This is a genomic window from Pseudomonas sp. XWY-1, assembly GCF_002953115.1.
Taxonomy (GTDB): Bacteria; Pseudomonadota; Gammaproteobacteria; order Pseudomonadales; family Pseudomonadaceae; genus Aquipseudomonas; species Aquipseudomonas alloputida.
The window spans coordinates 1,055,115-1,070,725 of record NZ_CP026332.1; the positions used below are offsets into that span (position 1 = coordinate 1,055,115).

Sequence of the window (15,611 nt, forward strand, 5' to 3'; positions counted from 1 at the left end):
TACCCATGAAGGCAGCGGTAATCCAGATGGTCAGCCAGGACGACGTGCAGACCAACCTGCAGCGTGCCGGCGCCCTGTTGGAGCAGGCCGCGCTGGGCGGCGCACGGCTGGCGGTGCTGCCGGAAAACTTTGCCGCCATGGGGCGCAAGGACGCGGCTGCCATCGGTCGTGCCGAAGCCTTGGGGGAAGGGCCCATTCTGCCGTGGTTGAAACGCACCGCCCGCGACCTCAAGTTATGGATTGTTGCCGGTACTTTGCCCTTGCCACCGTTCGGCCAGCCCAATGCCAAGGCCCATGCGTGCTCGCTGCTGGTCGATGAACACGGCGAGGTGGCGGCAAGGTATGACAAGCTGCACTTGTTTGATGTGGACGTGGCCGACAACCGGGGCCGTTACCGCGAGTCGGATGACTACGCACAGGGTGCTCAGGTGGTGGTGGCTGATACGCCGGTCGGTCGGCTGGGGCTGAGCGTGTGTTACGACCTGCGCTTTCCCGAACTTTACAGCGCGCTGCGCGCGGCCGGCGCGGAGCTGATCACCGCACCGGCAGCTTTTACTGCAGTGACCGGCGCAGCACATTGGGAGGTGCTGGTGCGTGCCAGGGCCATCGAAACCCAGTGTTACCTGCTGGCAGCGGCACAGGGCGGTGCCCACCCTGGCCCACGGGAAACCCATGGCCATGCGGCGATCGTCGACCCTTGGGGGCGCATTCTCGCAGAACAGGCGCAAGGTGAAGCGGTACTGCTTGCCGAGCGCGACATTGAAGAACAAGCGTCCATTCGGACGCGCATGCCGGTGGTATCGCACCGGCGCTTTTTTTCGCAGGGCGCGTTGCGGCCTGCGCATACCTCGGAGTGACTATGAGCCAGATGTTATCCACCGTCAGTGAGCAGCTCCTGGCCCCAGGCGGCTTGACCCTGGACAGCCTGCAGAGCGTGCTGGGTGAGTTGGCTGGCCCCGGCATCGATGCCGCCGACCTGTATTTCCAGGGCCAGATCTCGGAAACCTGGGCGCTGGAAGACGGCATCGTCAAAGAGGGCAGCTTCAACCTCGACCAGGGCGTGGGCGTGCGTGCCCAGTCCGGCGAAAAAACCGGCTTCGCCTACAGCAACGCGATCAACCTCGAAGCGCTGACCTCGGCAGCCCGTGCCGCCCGTTCGATTTCCCGTGCCGGGCAAAACGGCACGGTGCAAGCCTTCCGCAGCCAGGAAGTGGCCGCCCTGTATACCGCGGACAACCCGCTGGACGTGCTCAGCCGTGCCGAAAAGGTCGAGCTGCTTAAGCGTGTCGATGCCGCCACCCGTGCCCTGGACCCGCGCATTCAGCAAGTCAGCGTGAGCATGGCCGGGGTCTGGGAACGCATTCTGATTGCCGCGGCCGATGGCAGCCTGGCCGCCGACGTACGCCCGCTGGTGCGCTTCAATGTCAGCGTCATCGTCGAGCAGAATGGCCGTCGCGAGCGTGGCGGGCAGGGCGGTGGCGGGCGTACCGATTACCGCTACTTCACCGAAGAGCGGGTGATGGGCTATGCCCGCGAGGCCTTGCGCCAGGCCCTGGTGAATCTGGAAGCGATCCCGGCACCGGCCGGTACCTTGCCGGTGGTGCTGGGCTCGGGCTGGTCGGGCGTGCTGTTGCACGAAGCGGTCGGTCATGGCCTGGAAGGCGACTTCAACCGCAAGGGCAGTTCGGCGTTCAGTGGCCGCATTGGCGAGAAAGTGGCGTCGAGCCTGTGCACCATCGTCGACGATGGCACCCTCGAAGGCCGCCGCGGCTCGTTGAGCGTGGACGACGAAGGTACCCCGACCGAGTGCACCACGCTGATCGAGAATGGCGTGCTCAAGGGTTACATGCAGGACAAGCTGAACGCGCGCCTGATGGGCATGGCCGTGACCGGCAACGGGCGCCGTGAATCCTACGCGCACCTGCCGATGCCTCGCATGACCAACACCTACATGCGAGCCGGCGAAAGCGACCCACAGGAGATCATCGCGTCGGTGAAGAAGGGTATCTACTGCGCCAACCTCGGTGGTGGGCAGGTGGATATCACCAGCGGCAAGTTCGTGTTCTCCACCAGTGAGGCCTACCTGATCGAAGACGGCAAGATTACCGCGCCAGTGAAGGGCGCAACCCTGATCGGCAATGGTCCCGAGGCGATGAGCCGGGTTTCGATGGTCGGTAACGACCTGGCACTGGACAGCGGGGTAGGAACGTGCGGAAAGGACGGGCAGTCGGTGCCGGTCGGGGTGGGGCAACCTACCTTGAAACTGGATGCGATTACCGTGGGCGGTACCGGGGCTTGATGGCTTCGGGGGCCCTTGCAGGAGCGGGCACGTCCGCTCCCACAGGGCCCCAGTCCGTCAGCGCAACCCGCGCTGCAACTCGTCGAGGTCGCGGATGTACTTGAACACCTTGCGCGCGGCGGCAGGCGGCTTGTTCCGCGCCTTCTCGTGCTGGGCATGGCGCACCAGCGAGCGCAGCTGCTGGCGGTCGGTGTCGGGATACTCGTTGACGAAGCGCTCGAGGTCTTCGTCGTTACCGTCGATCAACCGGTCACGCCAGCGCTCCAGGCTGTGGAAACGTTCGTTGTACTGGCGAGTCGAGCTGTCCATCTGTTCGAGCAAGGCATGGATGGCATCGAGGTCTTGCACGCGCATGAGCTTGCCGACGAACGACATGTGGCGTTTACGGGCGCCATGAGCGGTGTGCTTGCTGGCCTCGGCCAGTGCCTTGCGCAGCTCGTCGGTCAAAGGCAGGCGCGCCAAGGTATCGGCCTTGAGCGTGGTAAGCCGCTCGCCGAGTTCGACCAGCGCATGCAGTTCGCGCTTGATCTGGGTTTTGCTTTTTTCGCCGTCGAAGGCGTCGTCGTTTGAATCAACCATGGTGGCAGTCCGCTAGAAATCGCCGCCATGATAACCAGTCGGGGGCCGCTTGTCCGGCCCGGTCGTAGAATGACCCCAAGCCGAACGCAGAATTTGAGTGGAGAGAACCATGAGTGCAGTCCAGAGCGTAGGTCCGAAAGACCTGCCAGCATTGCAGGAACAGGTCGAGGCGATCATCGCCGAGGCGCGTCGTCAGGGGGCCAGTGCCTGCGAAGTGGCGGTGTCGCTGGAGCAAGGGCTGTCCACCACCGTACGCCAGCGTGAGGTCGAAACGGTCGAGTTCAACCGCGACCAGGGCTTTGGTATCACCCTTTATGTTGGCCAGCGCAAAGGTTCGGCCAGCACCTCGGCCAGTGGACCGGAGGCGATTCGCGAGACCGTCGCCGCAGCGTTGGCAATTGCCAGGCATACCTCCGAGGATGAATGCTCGGGCTTGGCCGACGCAGCGCTGATGGCGCGTGAAATCCCGGATCTGGACCTGTACCACGACTGGGATATCGAGCCCGAGAAGGCCATCGAAATGGCCCTGGCCTGCGAGGCGGCGGCGTTCGACGCCGACCCGCGCATCCTCAACGCCGATGGCACCACCCTCAATACCCACCAGGGCTGCCGCGTGTATGGCAACAGCCATGGGTTCATCGGTGGTTACGCCTCGACCCGGCACAGCCTGAGCTGCGTGATGATTGCCGAAGGCGACGGGCAGATGCAGCGTGACTACTGGTACGACGTGAACCGCCAGGGCAACCTGCTGGCCGACCCGAGCAGCATCGGCCTGCGCGCTGCCCAGCGTGCCGCCAGCCGCCTTGGCGCCCGGCCGGTGCCGACTTGCGAGGTACCGGTGCTGTTCTCGGCCGAATTGGCCGGAGGCCTGTTCGGCAGCTTCCTGTCGGCCATTTCCGGCGGCAACCTGTACCGCAAGTCGTCGTTCCTGGAGGGTACCATTGGCCAGCGCCTGTTCCCTTCCTGGCTGACCCTCGACGAACGCCCGCATATTCCGCGCGCGTTGGGCAGCGCCGCCTTCGACGGTGATGGCCTGGCCACCTATGCCAAACCGTTTGTCGACAAAGGCGAGCTGGTGTCGTACTTGCTGGGTACCTATTCGGGGCGCAAGCTGGGTTTGCCGAGTACGGCCAATTCCGGTGGCGTGCACAACCTGTTCGTCAGCCACGGTGTCGAAGATCAGGCCGCGCTGATTCGCCGTATGGGGCGCGGGCTGCTGGTGACCGAACTGATGGGGCATGGCTTGAACATGGTGACGGGGGACTATTCCCGTGGTGCGGCGGGGTTCTGGGTCGAGAATGGCGAGATTCAGCATGCCGTACAGGAAGTCACCATCGCCGGAAACATGAAGGACATGTTCCAGCAGATTGTCGCGATCGGTAGCGATCTTGAAACCCGTAGCAACATTCATACGGGCTCGGTGCTGATCGAGCGGATGACCGTTGCTGGTAGCTGATCTTTAGCCTGCGCCGGCCCTAGCGCGGATCCATCACCTACACGATATTAGACGCACATCGGGGCGAGGACATAGGCCGTTGTAGGAGCGGGTTCACCCGCGAAGAGGCCGGCACAGCCCTACACCTTTCCCTGCAAATCCGAAGACCCGGCCCTCGCGCCGGGTTTTTATTTCATCACCTTCTCCTTGAAGTGATTCTGTTTATCATTTAATAATGAATATCATTATCCAGTAACCCGGCGATGATGTTCATGAAATCCGTCCTCCGCGAACTGCCCTACCTGGAAAACTGGCGCTGGCTCAGCCGGCGCATTCGCTGTGCGCTCGACCCCGACGAGCCGCGCCTGATCGAGCATTACCTGGCCGAAGGCCGCTATCTGGTGTGCTGCACCGAAACCTCGCCATGGACGGTGGCGCTGACAGCGTTTCGTCTGCTGCTGGATACCGCCTGCGATCGCATGCTCCCCTGGCATTGGCGTTGCCTGTGCCTGGATCAGGCGTGGCGCCCTCTGCTGGACCTGCGCAACCTCGACCGCCAGGAACAGAACCAACGCTGGCAACCCTATGCCCTGCAGTTGGCCAATTGCCGTCTGCTGCCTTCGATTTCTCCCGATGAACTGATGCAAGGATTTGATGATGAGTGATACCCGTATCGAGCGTGACAGCATGGGTGAGCTGCAGGTGCCGGCCCAGGCCCTCTACGGCGCCCAGACCCAGCGCGCGGTCGACAACTTCCCGATCAGCGGCCAGCGTATGCCGGCCCAGTTCATTCGTGCCTTGTTGCTGGCCAAGGCCGCTGCGGCCAAGGCCAACGTCGAACTGGAGCAACTGTCTGCCGGGCAGGGCCAGGCTATCGTCAAGGCTGTCGAGCAACTGCTGGCCGAGGACTTCATCCAGCACTTCCCGGTGGATGTGTTCCAGACAGGTTCTGGCACCAGTTCGAACATGAACGCCAATGAGGTGATCGCCACCTTGGCTACCCATGTACTGGGTGAGGCGGTCAATGCCAATGACCATGTCAACTGTGGCCAGAGCAGCAATGACATCATTCCAACCACCATCCACGTCAGCGCCGCGCTGGCCCTGCACGAGCAGTTGCTGCCAGCCCTGGCGCACCTGGTACAGGTGATCGAGGTCAAGTCGGCACAAGTACATCAATACGTGAAGACCGGTCGTACTCACCTGATGGACGCGATGCCCGTGCGCATGAGCCAGGTGCTGGATGGCTGGGCTGCGCAGATCAATGCTGCCAAGGCGCACATCGAAGGGATACTGCCGCACTTGCAGGCGCTGGCCCAGGGCGGAACCGCAGTGGGTACCGGCATCAATGCCCATCCGCAGTTCGCTGTCGGTTTCGCTCGCCAGCTCAGTGGCCTGACCAAGGTCGAGTTCACGCCCGGCCAGAACCTGTTCGCCCTGATCGGCTCGCAAGACACTGCCGTGGCTTTGTCGGGCCAGCTCAAGACCACCGCTGTGGCGTTGATGAAAATCGCCAACGATCTGCGCTGGATGAACTCCGGCCCGCTGGCCGGTCTGGGCGAAATCGAGCTGCAAGCTCTGCAGCCGGGCTCTTCGATCATGCCAGGCAAGGTCAACCCGGTGATCCCGGAGGCCACTGCCATGGTCGCCGCCCAAGTGATTGGCAACGACGCGACCATCGCCGTCGCAGGCCAAGCCGGTAACTTCGAGCTGAACGTGATGCTGCCGGTGATCGCCCGCAACCTGCTGGAAAGCATCGAGCTGATGGCCAATGTCAGCCGCTTGCTGGCCGACAAAGCCATCGCCAGCTTCAAGGTCAACGAAGACAAACTCAAGGAAGCCCTAGCCCGCAACCCGATTCTGGTCACGGCGTTGAATCCGATCATCGGCTACCTCAAGGCCGCCGAAATCGCCAAGACCGCCTACAAGCAGGGTCGTCCAATCATCGATGTGGCGCTGGAGCACACCGACCTGTCCCGCGACCAGCTTGAAGCGCTGCTGGACCCGGAAAAACTCACCGCCGGCGGTATCTGACACGGCGTCACCGCCCAGGAGACAACCATGCAGCACTGGAAACGCACCACGGAAACCGCCAACCGCCTATTCGAACAAGGCGAACTGGTGGACGCCCGGGAACACTACCTGCAAGCCTTGGCGTTGGCCCAGGTGCTGTTCGAGCGCTGGCATGACGTGGACGAAGCGGTGGCTGCATTCGTCATCGCCCACCACAACCTGGCTGACCTGCACCTGCGCCTTGACCAGCCGCATGAAAGCGCCGACTACCTGTGCGCTGCTCACCAGCGACTGCTGCAGGCCTGCCAGGAAGCGCGCCTGCCTCAGGGGCTGCGTGATGCAGCCTTGCGCCACAGTGCGCGCACTTACACCGAGCTGCTGAGTTTCATTGCCGAGTATGGCCAGTACCCGCGTACCGAGCGCTTGCTCAACCGCCACAGCGCCGGGGCCAGCGAGCTCGCTGCCCTGCCGGATGTGGCACCCAGAAACCATGCCTACGGAATTCACTGACATGCCCCATACCTTGCCTGCATTGCCATACGCCTACGATGCGCTGGAACCACACATTGATGCCCAGACAATGGAAATCCACCACACCAAGCATCACCAGACCTACGTGAACGGCCTCAACGCTGCCCTCGAAGGTACCGAGTGGGCCGAATGGCCGGTGGAAAAACTGGTCGCTGCCGTCAAGCAGCTGCCGGAAAACCTGCGTGGCGCCGTGACCAACCACGGCGGTGGTCACGCCAACCACAGCCTGTTCTGGACTGTCATGTCGCCTCAGGGCGGTGGCGAGCCTGTGGGCCAGCTGGCGCAAGCCGTCACTGCACAACTTGGCGGCTTCGAGGCTTTCAAGGAGGCTTTCACCAAAGCCGCGTTGACCCGCTTCGGCAGCGGTTGGGCCTGGCTCAGCGTGACGCCGCAAAAAACCTTGATGGTGGAGAGTAGCGGCAACCAGGACAGCCCGCTGATGTACGGCAATGCGCCGATCCTGGGCCTGGACGTGTGGGAGCACGCGTACTACCTCAAGTACCAGAACCGTCGTCCGGAATACATCGGTGCCTTCTACAACGTCATTGACTGGGTGGAAGTTGAACGTCGTTACCTTGAAGCCCTGAAGTGAGTCGGACCGGTATGCGCTCTGAGGTGATGTCTGTCAGCAGTGTGCGCCTGTTCCGCCTGGCGCTTGGGACTTTGCTTTTGCTGGCTGGCGCCGCGTTATTGGTGGCGCGCGGCCTCGCCTGGCTAGATCTCGACCCGCGCATACTGCGCGCCCTGGAGGGCGGTGCTTTATGCGCACTGGGTACGGCACTGGGCGCAGTACCGGTACTGGTCATTCGCAATATGCCGGTGGCGCTGGCGGATACGCTGTTGGGCTTCGGTGCTGGCGTGATGCTGGCGGCCACCGCGTTTTCCCTGATCATGCCGGGCCTGGCGGCGGCTCAGTCTATTGGTTTCAGCCCTTGGGGGGCAGGTGGCCTGGTCAGCTTTGGCCTGATGTTCGGGGCGTTGTGCCTGTTCCTGGTCGACCTCAAGGTATCCTGGGCTTCGCCGGAAGCGCTGGTGGGCACGGCAAACCAGCCGGTGATTGCAGCGCGCATCTGGCTTTTCGTGATTGCCATCATTGCCCACAACATCCCCGAAGGTATGGCCATTGGTGTGTCGGCCGGGGGTGGAATGGCCGACGCCGACAGCCTGGCCATGGGCATTGCCTTGCAGGATGTGCCTGAGGGGCTGGTGATCGCGCTGGTGCTGGCAGGGGCGGGCATGCCGCGCTTCAAGGCCTTCCTGATCGGCGCAGCCTCAGGCTTGGTCGAGCCGCTGGCGGCGTTGATCTGTGCCTGGCTGGTGAATGTTGCCGAACTGCTGCTGCCGCTGGGGCTGGCCTGTGCAGCGGGGGCGATGTTGCTGGTGGTCACCCAGGAAATCATCCCCGAATCGCGCAGCAACGGCCATCATCGTCTGGCCAGCCTTGGGCTGTGTACAGGCTTCTGTCTGATGATGGTGATGGATACCGCGATGTCCTGACCTGGTGCAAGCGCAGGTTTGCGAGGCCTATTCGCCTTCGTCAAAGAAATTGTTGATCAGCTCGACCAGTGCGTCCATGGCGTCGCTGTCCTGCTCGCCCTCGGTATGCAGGTGCACCTGGGTGCCTTTGCCTGCGGCCAGCATCATCACCGCCATGATGCTCTTGCCATCCACCAGCTTGTCCGGGGCGCGACCCACCCGTACCTGGCAGGGGAAGCGGCCGGCCACACCAACGAACTTGGCTGCCGCCCGGGCATGCAGACCCAGCTTGTTGATGATGGTGATTTCGCGGGCGGGCATCTGGGGCGGATCCTTGGGCTAGAGGTCGCGATGGCGGACCTGGACGTTTTTCAGGGTTTGCTGCAGCTGTCGACCAAGGCGCTCGGTGATGTACACCGAACGGTGATGTCCGCCAGTGCAGCCGATGGCAATGGTTACGTAGGCGCGGTTGCTGGCAGCGAAGCGGGGCAACCATTTGAGCAGGTAGCTGGAGATGTCGTTGTACATGTCTTCGACATCCGGTTGTGCGGCCAGGTAGTCGATCACGGGTTGATCGAGGCCCGAGTGCTCACGCAGTTCCGGTTTCCAGTAGGGATTGGGCAGGCAGCGCACGTCAAAAACCAGGTCGGCGTCGACCGGCATGCCCCGCTTGAAGCCGAACGACTCGACCAGAAACGCTGTGCCAGGCTCGGGCTGGTTGAGCAGGCGCAGTTTGATCGAGTCACGCAACTGGTACAGGTTCAGGTTGGTGGTGTCGATCTTCAGGTCGGCCAGGTCGGCAATGGGGCCCAACAAATCGCTTTCCACGCGGATCGCTTCCGCGAGCGAGCGGTTGGCGTTGGTCAGGGGGTGCCGCCTGCGGGTTTCCGAGAAACGCTTGAGAAGGACCTCTTCATCGGCATCCAGGTACAACACATCGCACTGGATGTGCCGTGCGCGGGCTTCTTCGAGCAGCTCGGGAAAGCGCATCAGGTGGCTGGGCAGGTTGCGCGCGTCGATCGAAACCGCCACCTTGGGCTGCAGCAATTCGGTGTTGATCAGTGCATTTTCCGCCAACTGCGGCAGTAGCCCGGCGGGCAGATTGTCGATGCAATAGAAACCGCTGTCTTCCAGGACATCGAGGGCGGTGCTCTTGCCGGAGCCGGACCGGCCGCTGACGATGATCAGGCGCATGTTCAGTGCTCGTTCTGTACGTCCAGGACAACCTGGAACAGGGCCTCGTTGCTGGTGGCCGCACGCAGTCGATCACGGACCTCCTTGCGATCGAGCATGCTGGCGATCTGACGCAGAAGTTCAAGGTGGGCATCGGTGGCCGCTTCGGGCACCAGCAGCACAAACAGCAGGTCCACCGGCGCGCCATCGATGGCGTCGTAATCGATAGGCGCTTCCAGGTGCAGCAGGGCGCTGACTGGCGCGGAGCATCCTTCAAGCCGGCAGTGCGGGATGGCGATGCCGTTGCCGAAACCGGTAGAGCCGAGCTTTTCCCGGGCTACCAGTTTTTCGAAGACGTCCTGCATCTCCAGTTCTGGCACTTGGTCGGCGATGACAGTGGCGACCTTTTCCAGGGCGCGCTTCTTGCTGCCGCCCGGCACGTTCACGAGGGAACGGCCGGGGGTCAGGATGGTTTCAAGTCGGATCATGGATGAGGGGGATCAGCGGGCAGCTGCACCTTGCAGCAGGCTTTGCTGTTTTTCCTTGTGTTTTTTCAGTTGGCGGTCGAGCTTGTCGGCCAGGGCGTCGATCGCTGCATACATGTCTTCGTGTTCGGCGTTGGCTACCACTTCGCCGCCGGGAATCTGCAGGGTCGCCTCGACCTTCTGCTGAAGCTTCTCGACTTTCATGATTACCTGCACGTTGGTGATCTTGTCGAAGTGACTCTCCACGCGGGCGAGCTTTTCAAGCACGTAATCGCGCAGTGGCTGGGTGACTTCTACATGCTGTCCACTGATATTGACTTGCATACAGCTTCTCCTTTGTTGCCCGTGCATAAAGAGGCAGGTCTTGCACCTGCCACGAAAACGCTGTGGCACATCTCAGGGGCTACATCAGTCGCTTGCGTTCGCTCGACGGTGCGATGCCGAGGGACTCGCGGTACTTGGCGACGGTGCGACGGGCTACCTGGATGCCTTGTGCCTCCAGTAAACCAGCGATCTTGCTGTCACTCAATGGCTTTTTCTGATTTTCCGCCGCAACCAGTTTCTTGATGATCGCGCGGATCGCCGTGGACGAGCATTCTCCGCCTTCGGAGGTGCTGACATGGCTGGAGAAAAAGTATTTCAGTTCGTAGATGCCACGCGGGGTGTGCATGTATTTCTGCGTGGTAACCCGCGAAATGGTCGATTCGTGCATGCCTACGGCTTCGGCAATGTCATGCAGTACCAACGGCTTCATCGCTTCGTCGCCGTGGTCGAGGAAGCCGCGCTGGTGCTCGACGATCTGCGTGGCAACCTTCATCAGGGTTTCGTTACGGCTTTGCAGGCTCTTGATGAACCAGCGCGCTTCCTGCAGCTGGTTGCGCATGAAGGTGTTGTCGGCGCTGGTGTCGGCACGGCGCACGAAGCCGGCGTATTGTGGGTTGACGCGCAGGCGTGGGATGGCTTCCTGGTTCAGTTCTACCAGCCAACGGTCGCTGTCCTTGCGCACGATGACGTCGGGCACCACGTACTCGGGCTCGCTGGACTCGATCTGCGAACCAGGGCGCGGGTTAAGGCTTTGCACCAGTTCGATGACCTGGCGCAGCTCGTCTTCCTTGATTTTCATCCGCCGCATCAGCTGGCTGTAGTCACGGCTGCCGAGCAGGTCGATGAAATCGGTGACCAGGCGCTTGGCTTCGGTCATCCACGGGGTTGTAGCGGGCAGTTGGCGCAGTTGCAGCAACAGGCATTCGCCGAGATTGCGGGCGCCGACGCCAGCCGGCTCGAACTGCTGGATGCGGTGCAGTACGGCTTCGACCTCGTCCAGTTCGATATCCAGCTCGGGGTCGAAACCGGCGCAGATTTCTTCGAGTGTGTCTTCCAGGTAGCCCTGGCCGTTGATGCTGTCGATCAGGGTCACGGCAATCAAGCGGTCGGTGTCGGACATCGGCGCCAGGTTCAACTGCCACAGCAGGTGGCTTTGCAGGCTTTCGCCGGCCGATGTGCGCGTGGTGAAGTCCCATTCGTCGTCATCGTTGCTCGGCAGGCTGCTGGCGCTGGTCTGGTAGATGTCTTCCCAGGCGGTATCGACCGGGAGCTCGTTGGGGATGCGCTCGCTCCACTCTCCGTCTTCCAGGTTGTCGGCGCTGACGGTGCTTTCCTGGAAACTGTTGTCCTGAACTTCGGCGGCCGGCTTGTTCTCGGCGTTGTCGGCCATCGGGTCGCTGTTGTCGAAGTCTTCGCCGTCTTCCTGACGTTCGAGCATCGGGTTCGACTCCAGCGCTTCCTGGATTTCCTGTTGGAGGTCCAGGGTAGAGAGCTGGAGCAGGCGGATGGCCTGTTGCAACTGAGGTGTCATCGTCAGTTGCTGGCCCATTTTTAGGACGAGCGATGGTTTCATGGCAGGGGCTTAATACCTTGTTCGCCGGCGCGCATGCGCCATCCACTACACGAGGGCGCCGGAGCGCCAGATCAAGCAAGTTTTATGCCTTAAATTGTAGCGTTTGCCTAGAGTACCGTAACAACTTTACCCGCAGTTTCAGGGCTGTTTGCCAGTACTTCAGGCACGTGCCGGGTCAGAGGCGGAACTCGTGACCCAAGTAAACTTCTTTGACCAGGTCGTTTGCCAAGATGGTTTCAGCGTCGCCTTCGGCGATCAGTCGGCCATCGTTGACGATATAAGCGGTTTCGCAGATATCCAGGGTTTCACGCACGTTGTGGTCGGTAATCAGTACGCCGATACCTTTGGCCTTGAGGTGGTGGATGATCTGCTTGATGTCGCCGACCGAAATCGGGTCGACACCGGCGAACGGTTCGTCCAGCAGGATGAACTTGGGTGCGGTTGCCAGGGCGCGCGCAATTTCGACGCGGCGGCGTTCACCACCGGACAGGCTCATGCCGAGGTTGTCCCGGATGTGGCTGATGTGGAACTCCTGCAGCAGGCTTTCCAGCTCTTTGCGGCGGCCGTCCCGGTCGAGGTCCTTGCGGGTCTCGAGGATGGCCATGATGTTGTCGGCGACCGACAGCTTGCGGAAGATCGAGGCTTCCTGCGGCAGGTAGCCGATTCCGGCGCGGGCGCGGCCGTGCATGGGCTGGTGGCTGACATCGAGGTTGTCGATCAGTACGCGGCCCTGTTCGGCCTGGACCAGCCCGACAATCATGTAGAAGCAAGTGGTCTTGCCGGCGCCGTTGGGGCCGAGCAGGCCGACGATCTGGCCGCTGTCGATAGACAGGCTGACATCACGTACTACCTGCCGCCCCTTGTAGCTCTTTGCCAGGTGCTGGGCTTTGAGGGTTGCCATTTACTCGGCCTTCTTCTTGGGCTGGATCACCATGTCGATGCGCTGACGGGGTGTTGTCACATTGCCACCGCGACCGGCGGTCGCCACCTGGGTCTGGGTGTTGTAGACGATCTTTTCGCCTTCGGTGGTATTGCCTTCGCTCTCGACCTTGGCGCGGTCGGTGAGAATGACCAAGTCCTTCTGCGACTGGTACTGGATGGTTACGCCCCAGCCTTTCATCTTGTCCGGCTTGGCTGCGCTCTGCTGCTGCTCGAAGTAGGCCAGGTTGCCCACCGAGGTCACTACGTCGATATCGCCAGAGGCGGAGCGGGTAATGGTCACGGTGTTGCCTTTGATCATCATAGAACCCTGAGTGATGATCACGTCGCCGGTGTAAGTGGCCACGCCTTGCTTGTCATCCAGGTGAGCGTTGTCGGCCTGGATGCGGATAGGCTGGTCACGGTCGTTCGGCAGGGCGAGGGCGCTCGCGCTTCCCAGTGCTGCGCTCAGGCTGAGCAAAAGGGGGAGGGTTTTAACGAGCCTCATACTGTCCTCTTACGTTAGAGAGCAAGTCCATCTTGCCTTCTTTCAAATACGCTTTCATGCCTTTGCCCGTAGTGGTGCCTCCGGCGCCGTCGATTCTAACGGCTTGCTCGGTCTGCGCATATTGCTTCTGCGGGAACACGGTCATGCGTGAGCTGGTGATGATGGTTTCACGCTGCTTTTCATCGGTGCGGGCAATCCGCACCTTGTCGATCAGTTCGACCTCGGTACCGTCAGGATTGACCTCGGCGCGCGTGCTCTGCACATGCCACGGGTACTCGGTGCCGCGGTACAGGTGCAGGTCCGGTGTGGTCACCTGGGTGATTTCGCTGGTCTTGAGGTGTTCGATCCTGTCGGCGGTCATTTCGTATTGCAGCTTGCCGTCGGGCAGGAACTGCACGCTGTGGGCGTTGATCGCGTAGTAATCGATGGCGCTTTCGTCGACCTGGGCCACGGGCTTGTCGAGGAAGCTCTCCGGGCTGACATTCCAGTAGCCAATGGCTACCAACAGGGCGGCTATCGCCCCGAGCAGCGCAATGTTTCGGGCTTTCTTGCTGAGCATGGGCAGCCTTACAGGTAGTTGGCGTTGGCAGCGTCCAGGGTGCCCTGGGCCTGCATGATCATTTCGCAGAATTCACGGGCCGCGCCTTCGCCGCCACGTGCCTGGGTCACGCCGTGGGCGTGCTGGCGTACGAACGGTGCGGCGTTGGCTACGGCCATGCCCAGAGCCACCCGGCGAATCACCGGCAGGTCGGGCAGGTCGTCGCCCAGGTAAGCCACTTGATCATAGCTTAGGCCCAGTTCGGCGAGCAGGCCGTCAAGCACCACCAATTTGTCTTCCCGGCCTTGGTAGAGGTGCGGGATACCGAGGTTCCTGGCCCGGCGTTCGACCACGGGGGTCTTGCGCCCGCTGATGATCGCGGTGGTCACGCCCGAGGCCATGAGCATCTTGATGCCCTGGCCGTCGAGGGTATTGAACGTCTTGAATTCGCTGCCATCCTCGAGGAAGTACAGGCGGCCGTCGGTGAGCACGCCGTCCACGTCGAACACTGCCAGCTTGATGCCTTTGCCGCGTTGCATGAGGTCCTGGTTCATTCCATCGCTCCTTTACATTACGCCGGCGCGCAGCAGGTCATGCATGTTCAGGGCGCCGGTCGGGCGGTCTTCACGGTCCACCACCACCAGGGCGTTGATCTTGTGGTCTTCCATTATCTTCAGGGCTTCGGCGGCGAGCATGTCGGCACGCGCAGTCTTGCCATGAACGGTCATGACCTGGTCGATCAGGGTGGTGTGCACATCGATATTGCGGTCCAGGCTGCGGCGCAGGTCACCGTCGGTGAAGATCCCGGCCAGTTTGCCATCGGCTTCGACGATCACGGTCATGCCCAAACCTTTGTGGGACATTTCCAGCAGCGCGTCCTTGAGCAGGGTGCCGCGTGGAACTTGAGGCAGATCGTCGCCGGCGTGCATCACGTTCTCGACCTTCAGCAGCAGGCGGCGGCCCAGCGCGCCTCCCGGGTGCGAGAAGGCGAAGTCCTCGGCGGTGAAGCCGCGGGCTTCGAGCAAGGCGATGGCCAAGGCGTCGCCCAGTACCAGCGCTGCCGTGGTGGAGGAGGTGGGGGCCAGGTTCAGCGGGCAGGCCTCTTGTTCGACACGTGCGTCAAGGTTGACCTCGGCGGCCTGGGCCAGCGGCGAGTCCGGGTTGCCGGTCAGGCTGATCAGCTTGATGCCAAGGCGCTTGATGAACGGCAGCAGGGTGACGATTTCGGCGGTGCTGCCGGAGTTCGACAGCGCAAGGATGACATCATCACGGGTGATCATGCCCATGTCGCCATGGCTGGCTTCGGCCGGATGCACGAAAAACGCCGGTGTGCCGGTGCTGGCCAGGGTCGCGGCGATCTTGTTGCCGATGTGCCCGGACTTGCCCATGCCGACCACGACGACCCGGCCCTTGCTGGCCAGAATCAGTTTGCAGGCTTTGACGAAATTGTCGTCGATGCGCGCCAAAAGGGCCTCTACGGCCTCGAGTTCCAGGCGCAGAGTGCGTTGGGCGGATTGGATCAGCTCGCTGGATTGGCTCATGTCGAAAAAGCAATGCCTGATGAAAGGGCGACGATTATACGCGCAATGATGAAAACCCTCACCTCCTCGATTGTTGCAGTGAATACCACCAAAGCCTGTCTCGGGGCTGAACGACTGCTTGTCCGGCCTTGGGGCGGGGCTGTCAGCGGTGCTATAGTTCGCCGCTATTCGGCCTGTCAGGGGTGCGTGTGCCTTCCAGATGGAGGCCGGCGTCCATT

General features: G+C 62.0%; 19 protein-coding genes. 8 read left to right on the forward strand and 11 right to left on the reverse strand.

Translation table 11 applies throughout. The features are described 5' to 3' along the window. The first annotated feature begins 5 nt into the window (after nucleotides 1-5). Both PRJ_RS04995 and tldD read left to right on the forward strand, forming a co-directional pair. Nucleotides 6-857, forward strand: a complete 852-nt coding sequence (locus PRJ_RS04995; protein ID WP_104960855.1) for a carbon-nitrogen hydrolase family protein — start codon at nucleotides 6-8, stop codon at nucleotides 855-857. A 2-nt stretch (nucleotides 858-859) separates the two neighbouring features. Next, entirely contained in the window at nucleotides 860-2,299 is a 1,440-nt protein-coding gene (gene tldD / locus PRJ_RS05000) for a metalloprotease TldD (protein WP_003255154.1), read from the forward strand. Nucleotides 2,300-2,356: 57 nt separating this feature from the next. Here tldD and yjgA read toward each other — a convergent pair whose 3' ends face one another. Then, nucleotides 2,357-2,878 carry a ribosome biogenesis factor YjgA gene (yjgA, locus tag PRJ_RS05005; protein WP_003255152.1) on the reverse strand — a complete coding sequence of 174 codons (522 nt, stop codon included), beginning with the start codon at nucleotides 2,876-2,878 and terminating at the stop codon, nucleotides 2,357-2,359. A gap of 109 nt (nucleotides 2,879-2,987) precedes the next feature. Here yjgA and pmbA point away from each other — a divergent pair, with 109 nt between their 5' ends. From pmbA to PRJ_RS05035, 6 genes are all read left to right on the forward strand, one after another. Then, the gene (pmbA, locus tag PRJ_RS05010) at nucleotides 2,988-4,334 is read left to right on the forward strand and encodes a metalloprotease PmbA (protein WP_014589820.1); all 1,347 of its coding nucleotides are present in this window, start codon (nucleotides 2,988-2,990) and stop codon (nucleotides 4,332-4,334) included. Nucleotides 4,335-4,576: 242 nt separating this feature from the next. Then, the gene (locus PRJ_RS05015) at nucleotides 4,577-4,978 is read left to right on the forward strand and encodes a hypothetical protein (protein ID WP_012051310.1); all 402 of its coding nucleotides are present in this window, start codon (nucleotides 4,577-4,579) and stop codon (nucleotides 4,976-4,978) included. After that, nucleotides 4,971-6,347 carry a lyase family protein gene (locus tag PRJ_RS05020; RefSeq protein WP_029615372.1) on the forward strand — a complete coding sequence of 459 codons (1,377 nt, stop codon included), beginning with the start codon at nucleotides 4,971-4,973 and terminating at the stop codon, nucleotides 6,345-6,347. Before PRJ_RS05015 ends, PRJ_RS05020 begins: the two co-directional genes overlap by 8 nt. Before the next feature lie 27 nt (nucleotides 6,348-6,374). Further along, a complete protein-coding gene (locus tag PRJ_RS05025; protein ID WP_064492413.1) occupies nucleotides 6,375-6,836 on the forward strand; it encodes a hypothetical protein in 462 nt (153 codons plus the stop codon). A gap of 1 nt (nucleotide 6,837) precedes the next feature. Then, a complete protein-coding gene (locus PRJ_RS05030) occupies nucleotides 6,838-7,449 on the forward strand; it encodes a superoxide dismutase (protein WP_104960856.1) in 612 nt (203 codons plus the stop codon). Between the two features lie 11 nt (nucleotides 7,450-7,460). After that, nucleotides 7,461-8,354: a ZIP family metal transporter gene (locus PRJ_RS05035; protein ID WP_104960857.1), complete on the forward strand. Its 894-nt coding sequence runs from the start codon at nucleotides 7,461-7,463 to the stop codon at nucleotides 8,352-8,354. 27 nt (nucleotides 8,355-8,381) lie between these two features. On the opposite strand, the gene PRJ_RS05040 is transcribed toward PRJ_RS05035, so the two are convergent. The 10 genes from PRJ_RS05040 to PRJ_RS05085 form a co-directional block, all read right to left on the reverse strand. After that, nucleotides 8,382-8,654: an HPr family phosphocarrier protein gene (locus tag PRJ_RS05040; protein WP_010952144.1), complete on the reverse strand. Its 273-nt coding sequence runs from the start codon at nucleotides 8,652-8,654 to the stop codon at nucleotides 8,382-8,384. A gap of 18 nt (nucleotides 8,655-8,672) precedes the next feature. Beyond that, on the reverse strand, nucleotides 8,673-9,527 hold the full coding sequence (rapZ, locus tag PRJ_RS05045; RefSeq protein ID WP_010952145.1) for an RNase adapter RapZ: 855 nt from the start codon (nucleotides 9,525-9,527) through the stop codon (nucleotides 8,673-8,675). Between the two features lie 2 nt (nucleotides 9,528-9,529). After that, the gene (gene ptsN / locus PRJ_RS05050; protein WP_003255137.1) at nucleotides 9,530-9,994 is read right to left on the reverse strand and encodes a PTS IIA-like nitrogen regulatory protein PtsN; all 465 of its coding nucleotides are present in this window, start codon (nucleotides 9,992-9,994) and stop codon (nucleotides 9,530-9,532) included. 12 nt (nucleotides 9,995-10,006) lie between these two features. Next, entirely contained in the window at nucleotides 10,007-10,315 is a 309-nt protein-coding gene (gene hpf / locus PRJ_RS05055) for a ribosome hibernation-promoting factor, HPF/YfiA family (RefSeq protein ID WP_003255135.1), read from the reverse strand. 79 nt (nucleotides 10,316-10,394) lie between these two features. Further along, nucleotides 10,395-11,888 carry an RNA polymerase factor sigma-54 gene (locus tag PRJ_RS05060; protein WP_003255133.1) on the reverse strand — a complete coding sequence of 498 codons (1,494 nt, stop codon included), beginning with the start codon at nucleotides 11,886-11,888 and terminating at the stop codon, nucleotides 10,395-10,397. A gap of 175 nt (nucleotides 11,889-12,063) precedes the next feature. Beyond that, a complete protein-coding gene (gene lptB, locus PRJ_RS05065) occupies nucleotides 12,064-12,789 on the reverse strand; it encodes an LPS export ABC transporter ATP-binding protein (protein WP_003255132.1) in 726 nt (241 codons plus the stop codon). After that, a complete protein-coding gene (gene lptA / locus PRJ_RS05070; protein WP_003255131.1) occupies nucleotides 12,790-13,314 on the reverse strand; it encodes a lipopolysaccharide transport periplasmic protein LptA in 525 nt (174 codons plus the stop codon). After that, a complete protein-coding gene (lptC, locus tag PRJ_RS05075; protein ID WP_019438078.1) occupies nucleotides 13,301-13,873 on the reverse strand; it encodes an LPS export ABC transporter periplasmic protein LptC in 573 nt (190 codons plus the stop codon). The genes lptA and lptC overlap by 14 nt, the downstream gene beginning before the upstream one ends. Nucleotides 13,874-13,881: 8 nt before the next feature. Continuing rightward, a complete protein-coding gene (locus PRJ_RS05080; RefSeq protein ID WP_014589828.1) occupies nucleotides 13,882-14,406 on the reverse strand; it encodes an HAD family hydrolase in 525 nt (174 codons plus the stop codon). Between the two features lie 12 nt (nucleotides 14,407-14,418). Beyond that, nucleotides 14,419-15,393 (reverse strand): SIS domain-containing protein, encoded by a 975-nt coding sequence (locus PRJ_RS05085; protein WP_104960858.1) that lies wholly within the window; start codon nucleotides 15,391-15,393, stop codon nucleotides 14,419-14,421. Nucleotides 15,394-15,611 lie beyond the last annotated feature (218 nt).